Source organism: Paraliomyxa miuraensis (genome assembly GCF_026337845.1).
In the GTDB taxonomy this organism is placed as follows: Bacteria; Myxococcota_A; Polyangia; order Nannocystales; family Nannocystaceae; genus Paraliomyxa; species Paraliomyxa miuraensis.
The window spans coordinates 276,413-290,393 of record NZ_JAOVZF010000162.1 but is presented as its reverse complement, the minus strand read 5'-3'; the positions used below and the strand labels follow the sequence as shown (position 1 = coordinate 290,393).

General features: G+C 69.1%; 12 protein-coding genes. 3 read left to right on the top strand and 9 right to left on the bottom strand.

From position 1 onward, the window contains the following. Positions 1-9 precede the first annotated feature (9 nt). On the top strand, positions 10-819 hold the full coding sequence (locus OEB96_RS38840) for an FHA domain-containing protein (RefSeq protein ID WP_323137479.1): 810 nt from the start codon (positions 10-12) through the stop codon (positions 817-819). Here the strand turns inward: OEB96_RS38840 and OEB96_RS38835 are convergent. After that, positions 806-2,299 carry an OmpA family protein gene (locus OEB96_RS38835; protein WP_266221953.1) on the bottom strand — a complete coding sequence of 498 codons (1,494 nt, stop codon included), beginning with the start codon at positions 2,297-2,299 and terminating at the stop codon, positions 806-808. The genes OEB96_RS38840 and OEB96_RS38835 overlap by 14 nt on opposite strands. A 184-nt stretch (positions 2,300-2,483) precedes the next feature. On the opposite strand from OEB96_RS38835, the gene OEB96_RS38830 reads away from it, so the two are divergent. Then, entirely contained in the window at positions 2,484-3,032 is a 549-nt protein-coding gene (locus tag OEB96_RS38830; protein WP_266221952.1) for a hypothetical protein, read from the top strand. A 10-nt stretch (positions 3,033-3,042) separates the two neighbouring features. Here the strand turns inward: OEB96_RS38830 and OEB96_RS38825 are convergent, their stop codons facing one another. The 6 genes from OEB96_RS38825 to OEB96_RS38800 form a co-directional block, all read right to left on the bottom strand. Further along, a complete protein-coding gene (locus tag OEB96_RS38825) occupies positions 3,043-3,951 on the bottom strand; it encodes an OmpA family protein (protein ID WP_266221951.1) in 909 nt (302 codons plus the stop codon). A 37-nt stretch (positions 3,952-3,988) separates the two neighbouring features. Then, positions 3,989-4,405, bottom strand: a complete 417-nt coding sequence (locus OEB96_RS38820; RefSeq protein WP_266221950.1) for a DUF4398 domain-containing protein — start codon at positions 4,403-4,405, stop codon at positions 3,989-3,991. Beyond that, positions 4,402-4,917: a hypothetical protein gene (locus OEB96_RS38815; RefSeq protein ID WP_266221949.1), complete on the bottom strand. Its 516-nt coding sequence runs from the start codon at positions 4,915-4,917 to the stop codon at positions 4,402-4,404. Before OEB96_RS38815 ends, OEB96_RS38820 begins: the two co-directional genes overlap by 4 nt. 469 nt (positions 4,918-5,386) lie before the next feature. After that, positions 5,387-6,868: a M4 family metallopeptidase gene (locus tag OEB96_RS38810; RefSeq protein ID WP_266221948.1), complete on the bottom strand. Its 1,482-nt coding sequence runs from the start codon at positions 6,866-6,868 to the stop codon at positions 5,387-5,389. Positions 6,869-7,070: 202 nt separating this feature from the next. Further along, the gene (locus OEB96_RS38805; protein ID WP_266221947.1) at positions 7,071-8,456 is read right to left on the bottom strand and encodes a cytochrome P450; all 1,386 of its coding nucleotides are present in this window, start codon (positions 8,454-8,456) and stop codon (positions 7,071-7,073) included. Between the two features lie 7 nt (positions 8,457-8,463). Continuing rightward, complete coding sequence (locus OEB96_RS38800) at positions 8,464-11,526, bottom strand: spermine/spermidine synthase domain-containing protein (RefSeq protein WP_266221946.1); 3,063 nt, start codon at positions 11,524-11,526, stop codon at positions 8,464-8,466. Between the two features lie 97 nt (positions 11,527-11,623). On the opposite strand from OEB96_RS38800, the gene OEB96_RS38795 reads away from it, so the two are divergent. Next, on the top strand, positions 11,624-11,938 hold the full coding sequence (locus tag OEB96_RS38795; protein WP_266221945.1) for a polyhydroxyalkanoic acid system family protein: 315 nt from the start codon (positions 11,624-11,626) through the stop codon (positions 11,936-11,938). 35 nt (positions 11,939-11,973) lie between these two features. Here the strand turns inward: OEB96_RS38795 and OEB96_RS38790 are convergent, their stop codons facing one another. Together OEB96_RS38790 and OEB96_RS38785 are read right to left on the bottom strand one after the other, a co-directional pair. Continuing rightward, a complete protein-coding gene (locus OEB96_RS38790; protein WP_266221944.1) occupies positions 11,974-13,230 on the bottom strand; it encodes a hypothetical protein in 1,257 nt (418 codons plus the stop codon). Positions 13,231-13,394: 164 nt separating this feature from the next. Then, on the bottom strand, positions 13,395-13,916 hold the full coding sequence (locus OEB96_RS38785) for a hypothetical protein (RefSeq protein WP_266221943.1): 522 nt from the start codon (positions 13,914-13,916) through the stop codon (positions 13,395-13,397). Between the last annotated feature and the right edge of the window lie 65 nt (positions 13,917-13,981).

Genomic DNA, 13,981 nt, shown 5'->3' with positions numbered 1-13,981 from the left:
GATCACCGCTTGCAAGATCTACGCAGCCGCAACGGCACCTACGTCGATGGTCAGCGCCTCGTGCCCGGACAGCCGGTACCGGTGGCCCGCGGAGCGGCCCTGGGATTCGGCCACCCGAGCGAGTACGAGATGATCGACGCAGGGCCTCCCGAGCCGGTGGCCACGGGCGTGGAGCCCACCGAGGGCGTCGTGGAGGGGCAAGGGGCGCGGCTCCTGCTCCCCGACCCGGCCGATCCCGAGCTCGTCGTGGTGCATCGCGATGGCCGCTGGTGGTTGGAGCGCGACGGCACCCGGTCGATCGTCGAGGACGGCGACGTCGTCTGCGGCGAGCGCGGCTCGTGGTCGCTTTGGCTGCCCGAGCTGGTGCCGTCGACCCTCGACGTGTCCGATGGCTCCGTGGATCCGCCGACACTGGCCTCGGTCGAGCTGCGGCTCTCGGTGGCCGGGGCCGAGGACGAGCGGGCCGAGCTGGTCGAGCTGGTCGTCAGCCGGGGCGATCGCTCCACGCCACTCGAGCCGCGGGCTCACCATCGGCCGCTCCTGCTGCTCGCCAAGGCCCGACGCGACGACCGGTCCCACCACCTCGAGGAGGAGCGCGGCTGGGTGGAGCAGGAGGCCCTGTGCGATCAGCTCGGCTATACCACCGGCCGCCTCCATGTGGAGATCCACCGGCTGCGGCGCGAGTTCGCAGCAAATCGGCATCATCGACGCCCACATGGTGGTCGAGCGCCGGCCACAGGCTCGCAACCTCCGGCTCGGCATCGGCCGGGTGGAGCCCGTGGCGGTCGAGCGCTGAGCCGACGTGCTACTGCAGCCTGAACTCGATGCGGCGGTTCTGCTGACGGCCCTTCTTGGACTTGTTGTCGGCGATCGGCTCGTTGGGCCCGGCGCCGCGGGTGGTGATGCGGCCCTCGTCGATCCCCTTGTCGACCATGAACTGCTTGACCGCGTCGGCACGCTCTTGCGACAGCACCACGTTGTCCTCCTCGGAGCCCACGCTGTCGGTGTGACCGCTGATCTCGACCTTGAGCCCCGGGTACTTCTCGAGCACCTTCACCACGCGATCGAGGGCCGGGTACGACTTCTTGCGGATCGTGGACTTGCCCGTGTCGAAGTAGATGCCCTTGAGCACGCCCTCGAACTGCTTGACCTCCTCGGGGATCTCGTCGGGGCAGCCATCCTCGTCGTCGATGCCGTTGTAGTTCTCGGGCTGCTCCTCGCAGCGATCGTCGAGGTCGAGGATGCCGTCGCCATCCTTGTCGGGGATCGGACAGCCATCGGGACCGTCGCCCCACTCGTTGGGGCACCTGTCGTGCTTGTCCTTGATGCCGTCCCGGTCGGTGTCGCGATCGAGCGGGCAGCCGTTCTCGCCGTCGCCCCACTCCTTGGGACACTCGTCCCAGTAGTCCGCGATCTCGTCGCCGTCGGTGTCGGTCCGCTGGGATCGCCACTTGGCGCCCACCCACTTGGTGAGGCGAATGGTGACCTCGGCCCCGAACAGCAGCTCGCCGTGGTGCACGCGGTTGCCCTCGATGCGCGAAGAGACCATGTGGCGGCCGTCCACCCGCACCGCGATCCACTCGTTGATGAAGAACTTGGCGCCGGGGCCCCAGTGGAACGCGGGATCGGCCCCGTTGAGGATGGGCTCGTTCGAGCGCAGGCCCACCAGCCCGCCGCCGACGGCGAGCGTGGGCGTGATGCGATAGGGCAGCGCACCGATCACGTGGCCGCGCACGGCATAGAAGTTGCCCTTGGCCCCGCCCATGATGCTGGTGCTGTTGGTGGGCATCGCGCCCCCCTCGAAGCCGACCCCGATGTAGGGGATCGGCATGTACTCCAGGCGAAAGCCCACGTCGAAATTGGTGCGCTGCGTGTCGGGACGATCGCCGAGGCTTCGATCGAACAGGCCATGGTTGTCGGCGCGCCAGAAGGCGCCGAGGTATGCGCCCGCGTTGATCATGTGATTTTGGGGGCTGTAGCGCTTGATGAACGGACGATCGTCCTTCTGCTTGGGGGCCTTCTGCTTCTTGCCCTTGCCCTTGCCCTCGCCCTTGGCAGATGCCCCCCCGCCCAGGCTCACCGAGGCGCTGCCCGACGCGCCGCCCGATGCACCGGGGGCTTCCTCGTCATCGAGCGGCTGCTCCTCGCCCTCGTCGTCGAGCGGATCTTCTTCCTCCTCGTCGTCGAGCGACAGATCGTCCTCGTCGGGCTCGGCCAGCGCGGCTCGCGGCGCGAGGCCAAGGCACAGACCGACCCCCAGCGCGAGGGAGAGCGTGACGTTGGGGGATGGTGCGGACACGGGTCGTCGCGGGTGCGCCATGCGTGGCTCCGGGGCTCGTAGGCGCTCGCATCCGCCGATGGGGTGTCGGCCACGACCTCCCTCGTCGGGCTGGCAACCTACACTTGGCACGCTACACGCCTGACGCGCTGCGGGTCAATTCCCCTTGCGCCCGCGGCCAGGCCCGCCTTTGATCGTCTCGACCATGGCCGAGGCCGACCATACGACTGGCGGTACGTCGGGCCACACGACCGACCACACGTTTGGCCACACGTTTGGCCCGCCCACTGGCCAAATCCCCAGCCAACGGCGGTCGTGGGGGCTGCTGGGGCTCATCGCCCTCTCCACGCCGATGGCCCTGGCGGTGGAGTCGGGCATGCGACGCCTGCTGATGCCACCAGACTTCGAGCGCGTGCGTGCCTGGTTGTCCCCCACGCTTACGCCATGGGCATGGGCCACCGTTCCCCTCACCGTGGCGGCCACGGGGCTGGGGTGGTGGCTCGTTCGGGTATTGGCCCGACGCGAGCTGCGAGTCGTCCGACGCGGGATGACGGCCGAGCAAGCCCGTCGCAAGGCGGACTTCGAGGCGCTCATGCTGGCCAGCTCCGCCCCGCAGGTCCCCGCGGTGGCCGCCACCATGCTCTTCATGCTCGGCGCGTCCCCGACCCCGGTGGTGGTGTCGATGGTGCTCGCCACGCTGGGCGTGCTGTCGCTGGGGGTGTGGGTCGGGCGACGGGAGGCAGCACCGGACTAGCCCCGGGCTTCTAGCCGCCTCCCTTGCGACCGAGCGCCGACTCGTCGCCTTGCGCTCGGTCCTCGATCACGATCTCCACCCGCCGGTTGTTCGCCCGTCCCTCGGGGGTCGCGTTGCTGGCCACGGGATCCGCTTCTCCGAAGCCGATCGCGGAGATGGAGCCGGCTGCCATGCCCTCCTGCACGAGAAACTGCCGCACGGAGTTCGCTCGCTCTTGCGAGAGGCGTCGGTTGAAGGCCGAGCTCCCCGTGGAGTCGGTGTAGCCCTCGATCACGATCCCCGGATTGCCTCCGTGCTCCTCGAGCGCTCGCGCGAGCTTCCGCAGGCTGTCCTTGGCCGGGTCGAGCAGGTCCGCGCTGCCCTTGGTGAACAACACCTCGGAGTTGAGCACGACCACGGTACGACCCTTCTGGGCATCGTCCTCGATCTTGGCCTGGCCCGCCAGGCTCGCCGTCGCCGCCGAGAGCCGCCGCTGGAAGGCGTCGCGCTCGAGCCGAGCCTCCTGGAGCGCCTGCTCGCGATCCTGCAGCAGCCGCTCGCGGTCACCGAGCTTCCGCTCGACCTGCCCAAGTCGCTCCATGGATCGATCGCGCTGCCGGCGAAGGAGGTTGGTGCGCGTGGCCTCGGCCCGCTGCTCGGCCTGGGCGGCCTTCGTCGCGTTGGCCTTGGCCTCCGCGAGCTGGATCCGTCGCATGGCGACGTAGGCGAGATCGCGCTCCCGCTTGGAGCCCGGATCGTCCTGGTGCGCCTGCTCGGCGCGCTGCAGCGCCTTCTCGGCCTCGTAGAGGTCGACGGGCGCATGCTCGTTGGCCGGACCGTCGGACGCCTGCGCGTAGGCACGACGTGCATCGACCAGATCGTTGGTGGGATCGTGAGCACAGGCCGCGGGGCCAAGCGTGATCACGAGAATGGCCAGCATTGATGACATCGTCTTCATGGGTTCCTTCCTTCTCTCGTCACTCGATCTCGTGGTGTTGTTCATGCGTTGGCATGTCGTGCACCGAGTCACTGGTTGCCGGCGACCGTTGTTGCTGCAGTTCGTTCACCTCGTTCCACGCCTCGCGGGCCTGCTGGCGACTCTCCTCGCTGTTGGCGAGCGCCACGGCCAGGTCGGCGTCGGCGCGAGCGCGATCGAGCATGCGCTGGGCCGCGTCGTCCTTGCGCCTGCGCATCAGCTCCTTGGCGCGGTCGACCTGGTCGTTGGCGTACTTGAGGTGAAGCGCCACCTCGGGGTTGGTGGAATTCTCGCTACGACTCGCGGCCTCGATCGTCGCTTGGGTCTCCGCCAGCTTCCGCTGCGAGAGATTGGCGTTCGCACAGCCCCCAAGTCCCGTCAGGGCCGTGATGGCAATGACGATGGTCGTGTTGTTCATGGTTGTTTCGTCCTCTGTGGTGCTCCGCTCGGTCCGGGCTCTTGCGCGCCGTTGGCGGAGGTTTCGATGTCCTTGCGAGCTTCACGGAGCTCGTGCTCGAGCGACTCCATCGCCTCGGAGAGATTTCGCTCGACCTCGGCCCGAGTCGACTGCCAGGATTCCCTCGACTGCTGCTCGAGCCGATCGATGCGCTCGCTCAGCGCACGCCGCTTCTCGCGGAGCTCGGCCTGCAGCTCGGTGCCGTGCTGCTCGGCGTCACGACCGAGCTGCTCGAGCTCGCGATCGACCTGCTGCAGACGAGCCCGCGCCTTGGCCACCGCCTCGTCCTTGCTCTGATCGAGCTCGCGTCCCGCTTGCTCGAGCTCGCCGCCGGGATCGACGGTGCGGTCGTCCACGGGCGGTGCGTCGCTCTTGGCCGGCTCCTGGGTCCGCTCGCAGCCCGTCCCGCCCGCGATCATTCCCACGAGCACGAGCGCCGCCACGAGTTCCAGGATCGAGTGCGTTGGCTTCATCGGTTCTCCCTTGCTTGCCTTCGAATGGTTGGGTGCCCCTGCCAAGCAAGCCCGGTGCCAACGCGCTCGATCGAGCGATCGCCGCGCTCGTGAACGAATTGCCGATGGAGCGCCGGCCTGCGACCGTCCTCATGCGCCCAGGTGTGCGACATGGCCCAAGCATCGGCCCGCGTCCCGAACCGGCGCTCCTGCCTCGCGCACCACGATCATCCGGGCCGGCCCGCCTTCACACCGCCGACTCGCGACCGGCCAACCCGCTCGCCTCTACTCCGAGTCGACGACGCTACCCCGCCGGCTCGTCCAGCCCGAACACCCGCGCTGCATTGCCCCCCAGGAACAGCGCCCGCGCGTCGTCGCAGAGCCCCAGCGCGTCCACGTCGCAGGAACGCACCGCTGGGATGTTGCAGCCAGGCGTCGATGATCATGAGGCGAGCCATGGTAGCGCAGCCGCGGGAGCTCCCGCACGCGCCTACGGAGGGCCGCCCACGCCGACCTCGTACCAGGCCTCCTCCACCTGCTCGACCACCGACGCGTCGAACAGATCGTCGGCCGCCTTCTCGGTGGCCAGGCGGGCCTTGGTGAAGCCGGTGCCCGGCAGCATGTAGACGGTCAGAGCGCGGTACCAGATCGCATGGGCGTCCTCGATCCCGATGCCGTCGATCACCAGGCCGCTGCGCAGCGCGGGATCGTGGTGCTGGCCGCCGTGCGACAGCAGGTAGAAGAAGTGGTTGGCGATGCCCGAGTTGAAGTGCACCCCGCCGTTGTCGGCCGCGCCCTGGTAGCGCGTGGAGTAGTGATCGCGCGACGAGCCGTCGTCGGACGGCCGCGACATGTAGCGGAGCGCCACGCTGGGATCGAGCGGCAGCCAGCAGTCCTCGCCGATGTCGAACACCCAGCCGCCATCCCCCTGGACGTGATGGGAGACGAACGCAGCGAAGATGTCCGCGCTCGACTCGTCGAGCGCGCCCGGCTCGCCGTAGTAGGTGAAGTTGGACTCGTGGTCGGTCACGGCGTGCCCGAGCTCGTGTGCCACGATGTCGAGCACGCCAAAGTGCCCGAATTGCCCGCCACCGTCGCCGATCACCAGCCGCGAGGCTCCGGAATCCCAGAACGCATTGACGTAGGCGTTGCCGTAGTGCCCGTAGGTGTGGACCACCGCGCCCGCGCCGTCGTAGGAGCTGCGGTAGAGCTTCTTGCTCAGCACGGCCAGCGTGTGCTTGACCGAGTCGTGGGTCTGGAGCAGCGTCGCATCCGACGAGTCGCCGACCACCGCGGCCCCGAAGTCGGTGCCGTTGTTCATGTCGTAGGTGACCCGGTTCGCCGTGGAGAGCGCGTAGTGCTCGAGCCCCTCGTGGCGCCAGATCTCCTCGCCGCCGTGGGCATCGACGAACACCACCGGGGCCGAGGGCTCGCGCGCGTGCCCCATCTGACGCAGCTCCACGCGGTAGGCGAGGTGATCGCGCCCCTCGTGACGCAGCGCCAGCAGCTCGGCTCGCGGCTCGTCGCTCAGGCTGCCCCAGCCGCCCACGTTCTGCACGGCCAGCGCCACCGCCTCGCGCTCGCCGAGCGTGGGCGTGGTGTCGACCACGAGGTCCCGCAAGAGGCCGTCGGTCATGCCATCGAAGGCCCCGAGCGCGTCGGTGTGCACGATGGCCCCGCCGCCGAACACGGGCACGCCGGCCACGGTCTGCTGCAGGCGAGTGTGCGACATCCCCAGCTCGTCGACCACGACCCGCTCGGTCCAAAGCTCGTCCACCCCGGCCAGCAAGGTGTCGGCACGCTCGTCGAGGTGGAGGTAGGCCAGCGTCTCGGCCCGCTCGAGGTCGTCGGGCGAGTCGGACAGCACCCGAGCGAGGTCGCTGGTGTCGTCGTCAGCGGCCCCGCACGCGGGAAGCAGCAACGCGAACGTCAGGAGGGACAGGCGGACTTCGAATCCATGGATGCGTGACACGGGTAGAGCGTAGACCACCCTGCCACGATTCTCATCGCTCGCGATCGAGCCCTCGTTCACGAGCGCACACGCATGCGCGGTCGCACGTCGGGCGAGCCCTTGGTTGCAGCTCCCGTCGGGCTCCTTCACGCGCACGTGAACGTGGGTCTCGTGCCGCCACGCTACCCATGAACGCCCCGAGCCCCGGATCGCGGCCCGAGGCTCAGCGCGCCCGCACCCGCATGCGCAGCGGTCGCTCGAACCGCAGCGTGGAGATCGGCCGGGTCTGCATCGCCCGTGCCTCGGCCCACTCGAGGTGGAATCGACGCACCAGCATGGCCAGCGACACCACGCCCTCGAGCATCGCGAAGTGCTCGCCCAGGCATGCCCTCCGCCCGCGCAGGAACGGCAGGTAGGCGTAGGGCTCGATCGCATCGATGCGCGACGGATGGAAGCGCTGCGGGTCGAACACGTCGGGGTGGGTCCAGAACTCGGGGTGGCGGTGGGTCACGAACGGCACCACGTTCGTGTTCTCGCCCGCTCGCACCCGGACTCCGTCGAATTCGTCGTCGTCGATCGCGATGCGCGGCACGGCCGGCACGGGCGGGTAGAGGCGCATCACCTCGAACAAGACCATGCGGGTGTAGATCAGCTCGGGCACGTCTTCGGGCCGCGGTGGCCGATCGCCCAGGACCCGCGTGACCTCCTCGACGAGCCGGGCCTCGACCTCGGGGTGGTGGGCCAGCAGGTAGAAGGTCCAGGCGAGCGTGAGGCTGGTGGTCTCGTGCCCGGCGAGGATCAGCGACTTGACCTCGTCGACGAGCTGCTGATCGCTCATGGCCTCGCCCGTCTCCCCGTCGCGAGCCACCAGCAGGCGCGAGAGCACGTCGACCTCGCCCACGTCGCCGGCCCGTCCCCGCGTCACGATCCCGCGCACGAGCGCATCGAGCTCGCGTGCGGCACGGCGCGCCTCGAGATTGCCCGGCGTGGGCATCCACGGGCGCAGCAGGCCCGCGCTGAGGATCTGCCGGGTGCTCTGCCGCAGCTGCAGCTCGAGCGCGTGTCCGATCGCCTCGGCCTCCTGGCGCAGGTCGCTCTTGAACATCGATCCGCCCACCACCCACATGGTCAGGCGCATCATGTCGTCGGAGATGTCGCGAGCCTCCCCGTCGACGCTGCGCGCCCACTCGTCGAGCATCTCCTGGGTGCGCTCCACGATCACGGGCAAGAACCGGCCCACGGTCGCGGTGCGGAACTCGGGGGCGAGGATCCGCCGCTGCCGGGTCCACAGCTCGCCATCGCTCACGAACAGCCCGTTGCCGAGGATCGGCCGCAGGTAGTCGTAGAGCCCCCCGCTCGGGCCCGCCTTTGGATAGTTGCGCACGTTGGTCCGGAGGATTCGCCGCAGGTGGCGGGGATGCACGAACCACAGCGCCCGTCGCGGCAGGCGCTTGCGCACCACGTCGCCATGCCGACGGTGGAGCAGCAGCGCCGCCTCGGCGTAGTTGCGCAGCGCGAGTCGGAAGTAGTGGAGCTCCTCGGCGTACGACAGCTCGCGAGTGGCGAAGCGCCGCTCGCTCTCACTGGTCGCGTCCGGATCGTCGCTCACCCGTGGCCTACTCGCGCTCGGCGTAGGCGCGCAGCACCTGGAACCCGTAGTCGCCGCTGCCGGTGCCGTTGTTCAGCTCGGCCATGAAGTCGCGCGCGAACTGCTGACGCCGCTGCGCGGGCACCTGCATCAGCTCGAGCGCCAGCAGCCCCGCCACCGCCCGAATGCTGCGCGACAGCGCGTGCTCCTCGTCCGACAGCGCCAGCGTGGGCTCCACCGCGGCCCACAGCCGCGGCCCGTCGAGTCGCGCCTGGGCGTCGAGGATCTCGATCGCGCTGCGAACCCTCTGGGGCGCGTCCGAGGACAGCCCCACCCGCACGACCTCGGCCCACCACGGCGTGCTGGCCACCGGCAGGTGCGGGACGACGCGATCGTAGACCGCGTAGGTCGCCTCGAGCCATCCGTCCCAGTCGCCGGGCCCGGTCGCGTGCTGCTGCTTCCACAGCGGCATCTTCACGCCCGACAGGCCCTCGGCGACGGGAGCGCTGCCGTCCTCGAAGCTGCGCATGAGCAGCATGGCCTCCTCGGCCTCCTCGAGGATGTGCGGATCGCGAAGGTCACCGATGCCCGCGCGCGGGTAGGGCCGGGGCGTCAGGCCCGCGAGCACGGGCAGGATCGGCGCCGGCGTCCAGCGCATCTCGTGCAGGAACTCGGCCGAGGACCGCAAGAACCGCTGCTTCTCGGCGCCCGTGTCGAGCAGCGGCTTCTCGTCGCGGTTGGGCGTGCGCTGGGAGATGAACGGGTGCAGCAGACGCTTGTTGGCGATCACCAGGCCGTCGATCTGGCCCACGTCGTAGATCCCCAGCAGTTCGAAGCTGTCCTGCATGTCCGGCCAGCCGAGCACCTCGGGGGAGAGCTCGGGGATCGGGCCATCGGGGGAGCTGAGGATCACCCAGTCGAGCGAGCCGATCCGCACCACGAGGTAGTCCTCGAACTCGCGGTCGATGGCCGCGAGCACGCTCATCATCAGCTCGTCGGAGAGCTCGTAGCCCTGCAGCCACTGGGCCAGCAGACCGCCCGGCTTGAGGTAGCGCTTGGCCTCTTGATAGAACTCGACGGTGAACAGGCTGGACACCCCGCTCACCCAGGGGTTGGTGGGCTCGGAGATGATGAAGTCGTACTTGTAGCCGGCGGAGGCGAAGTAGGCCTTGGCATCGTCGAACACGATGTGGCTGCGCGGGTCCTCGTAGGCGCGGTAGTTGACCGGCATGAAGAATCGCGAGCCCTCCACCATCTGCGGCTCGATCTCCACCGTGTCGAGCCGCTCGAGGTTGGGCGAGCCCAGCACCGTGTGGCAGGTGACGCCCGAGCCGAAGCCGATGAGCGCGGCCTGGGAGGCCTGCGGCTTGGCCATCAATGGCACGATGCCCACGAGGAACTGGTTGGGCTCGTCGCCGGCGATGTCGGGCCCCTGCATGGGGTCGCGATCCTCCGGCCAGCGATCGAGCACGATCGAGGCGTCGGGCTTTCCGTTGGTGTAGATGATGTGATAGCTCGGGTGGCTGGTGTTGTGGACCACCGTCACGCTGGCGGTGCGACCGTCGACGTAGCTGAGGATGTCGTAGTACTCGGGCAGCTCGAGCCGACCGTGGCGGAACACGGTGGAGGTGAGCACCATGGGATCGACGCGGATCACCAGCAGGCCCACCAGCACGGCCATCACGGTGCCCACGCTGGCCGTGGTCATGAAGCTCTTGATGCGAGCGGTGGCGCGGCCCACCCGGACCTCGTGGCGCAGGAGGGCCAGGCCCAGCAGCATGTCGATGAGCGCACCGAGGATGATGACCCCCTTGATGCCCACGATCGGCATGAGCAACAGGCCCGCCGCCACCGCGCCGGAGATCGCCCCCAGCGTGTTGACCCCGTAGACGTTGCCGACCACGCTCTCGGGCTGGCCGCGCTTGAGCATCACGTGGGTGAGCAGCGGCAGGGTCATGCCCGCACAGAAGGTGGCGGGGAACATGATGAGCAGGCACAGCAGGTAGCGAACCACGTTGAAGGTGGTCCACAGGCTGTCGGTGCGCTCGAGCGAGAGCTCGAACAAGAGCAGGTCGCGGGCGCCGACGTCGTAGTCCATCAGCCAGCCCATGCCCCCGACCGCCAGCTCGTAGAGCGGCAAGGTGGCGATCGCGGCCAGGCCCATGGCCAGCTGCACCACCGCGAGCACGACCTCGGGGCGCTTGTAGCCGTCCATGCGCTTGCGGATGAACAGGCCGCCCATGGCCAGGCCCAGGATGAAGGCCGAGAGCATCACCTCGAACGAGTGGGTGGCCGAGCCCAGCACCATCGACAGCAGGCGGATCCACCCGATCTCGTACATGAACGACGACAGGCCGGTGCCCAGCGCGACCGCGAGGAACAGCCACACCAGGTGGCCGGAGACCGCCTCGCCGGGCGCCTTGTTCTCGGTGCGTTCCTCGATGGGCGGGGCCGGGTCGCGGTCCCGCATGGCGATGACCATGATGAAGATGTTGATCACCGCCCCCACCATGAGGGTGCCGGGCAGCCCCAGCGCGCCCACGAACACGAAGCCCGACAGGAGCGCTCCGGTGGAGGCACCCAGGCTGTTGGTGAAGTAGAGCAGGCTGAGGATCTCGCCCGAGTGGGTCAGGTCGCGACGCAGGATCCCCACGCTCATCAGCGGGAAGGTGGTGCCCAGCGCCACGCAGGGGGGCAGGATGAGCAGGGCGGCCACCAGCCACTTGGCCACGACCACGGCCGAGCCGCCCCCGAGCGCCGGGAACAGCACGTCGTAGGACAGCCGCATGGCCAGGTCTTGCAGGTAGGGGAAGGCCAGCGCGTAGAGGCCGATGAAGCCCTCGATGAGGCCGTAGGCGAGCACGGGCGAGCGCACTCGCCGGAGCTGACGCCCCGCGAGCAGGGCGCCCAGCGACATCCCGCCCATGAACAGGCTGAGGACCAAGATCTGGGCCGTGGCGGCGCTGCCCACGAACAGCCGGATGTAGCGCGACCAGATCGACTCGTAGATGAGACCGCTGATCCCCGAGAGGAAGAACAGCAGGAAGAGGACGCGCCACCGCTGGGTGGGGCGGGAGGGGGAGGGGCCCATGGCGGGCGGACCATAGCGCGGGGGCCGGCGGGCTGACCAGCGGGGGCCCCACGGGCTGACCAGCAGGGGAACCGGATGCTATGCTGCCGGTCGACTCATGAAGTATTCCGTCCAGCACGGCTTGGCCGACCGTTCCCGAGTTCGCGTCGTCGTCGAGAAGGCCTACGGTGCCTACGAGGAGCGGCTGTCCGACTACAAGCCCAAGCTCCACTGGGAGGCGGACGACCGCGCCACCATCGCGTTCACCGTGATGTCTCAGAAGATCGATGCGGCGGTGGAGTTCGACGACGACGAGCTGCGGATCGACGGCAAGGTGCCGTTCCTGTTCAAGCCGTTCCAGAAGAAGATCGAGGACGTGCTCGGGCGCGAGATGGACAAGTGGCTGGACAAGGCGCGCAAGGGCGAGGTATAGCCGCGCCCTTTTCGCGGAGCTGATCAGGCCCTTGATCAGCCGGGATCGCAGAGCTGCGCCGGCTCGAACTCCGCGGCGTAGTCGATGCCGGGCACGGAAAAGCCGCGGGTCTGGGCGTAGGCGGTCATGAACGAGTCGTAGAGCGCATCGGGGAACGCATCGCCCACGCTGGCGGCCAGGAAGCGGTTGCGCATCTGCTCCTGGACCTCCTCGGTGAGCTCGCGGTCGTCCATGCGCAGCAGGCCCTCGTCGTCGGGGCTCGGGCCGCTCGGGCCGAAGTGGTCGTCGAACATGCGGGTCATGCTCGCGGTGGGGTCTTCGAAGCGATCGCCCATCACGTCCATGACGTGGGCGAGGTAGAAGGGCACGCCCGGGATGCCGCCGGAGGCCTCGGTGACCACGGCCGGCCCCTCCACCGCAATCGCGCGTCCGGACAGGCGCTCGGCGAGCTGGGCATCGAGGGCGCGGGTGGTGTACTCGAGGTCGGCCTTGGCCAGCCCGATGAGGCCCTTGCGGTAGACGCCCTCGTTGAGCGGGTTGCCGCGGTAGCTGATGGTGAGCAGCGTGAAGCCATCGGCGAGCACGCCCGCGGCCAGCAGCTCGGAGATCCAGCGCTCGACGATGCCGCCGCCCATCACGTAGATCGTGCCGATGGCCTCCTCCGGGCTGCCGGGCGGGATGGTCATCTCCACCACGCGCGCAGGCTCGCCCTTCTTGTCGTCGCGCCCCGCGAAGGTCTTGATGGTCACGGGCTGCCCCAGCGGCTTGAGGGCGCTGCTGACCGCCTTGCCCGTGCGCGGATCGAGGGCACGCGGGGCCGCCAGCGACCACACGATGCCGTCGAGCTTGCCTGCGAAGGACTCGCGGAGCTCGGCGATCACCGCCTGCCGCACCGAGGGATCGAAGGCATCGCCTTGAATGGTGCGAGCGAGCAGGCCTCGCTCTCGCAGGCCGCGCTCGAGCGCGAGGTTGCGGTGGAAGCCCGGCGAGCCGACCTGACGCACCTTGTTGTTGCTCTCGAGGTTGGGCAGGGCGTCGAGCGAGACGTTGAGGGTGTTGGCGCCCCGACGAGCGCCCAGCACCACCCGCGCCGCGCTACCAAAGCCGCCCGAGCCACCGACCACGAGCCAGTTGCCGCCCGCGCCCGGCGACGGGGCCGAGGCCGGGGCCACGCGCTCGAGCATCTGCCGGGTCGCGGCCTGCGTGCCGACCGGATGGAAGTTGGCCGGGAAGATCACATGGCCCATGGCGGCCATGAAGCGGTACTGGAAGGTCGGGAAGGCCGTGGACATGACGGCGGGTTGGTACCACAGGCGAGGGGGATGGGGCACCGGGGGGTGGGAGGCCCGTGCGACCACGCCCGTGAGCACCACGGGCAGCGCGCGCGGGCCAGCGCGACGGCGACGTCGTCGTGCAAAGGATTGACGTGGCCTCACCACGCGCGCTCGACTCCCTGTCATTCGCATGGAGGCGGTGGGGTGCCGTCGCACCATTCGAAGGTGAACGTGCAGCCGTCGGGGGCGGTGACGTTCGTGCACACGTCGCCGCGGTGGTACTCGTCCACGCCCCATGACATCGCCTCGATGTGGAAGAAGCGGATGAGGACCGTGTCACAGGATTCACCGGGCTCGACGATGACCTCGGAGACAGGATTGCCGTTCCCGTACGTGAACACTTCGGTAGGGGGCTCTGGTTGGATGCTCAAGCTCCTCCCATCGTCAGCCAGTGTCCAACGAAACTCTTGGCGTTCTTGTCGCTCCGAGCAACCATACCAGTCGAGGAGGAACGTCCCCGACGCCATGATCTCGATCTTGCCCCACCAGTAGGGGTTGTCCGAGAAGGACATTCCGACCCTGTCCGCCTCGCTGCTGAAGACGCCGAGCGCCCACTGTGGAAGTGGCTCTCCCATCGTGTCCGTGGCGCCATTCTCCGAGCCGCTCTCGCCCGCCGTCGAGGAATCTCCGCTCGATGCCTCCACCTCCGTGCGGACCGTAGGGGCGCTACAGGCCTGTGCGACCAAGCCCGTGAGCGCCACCGCCAGCG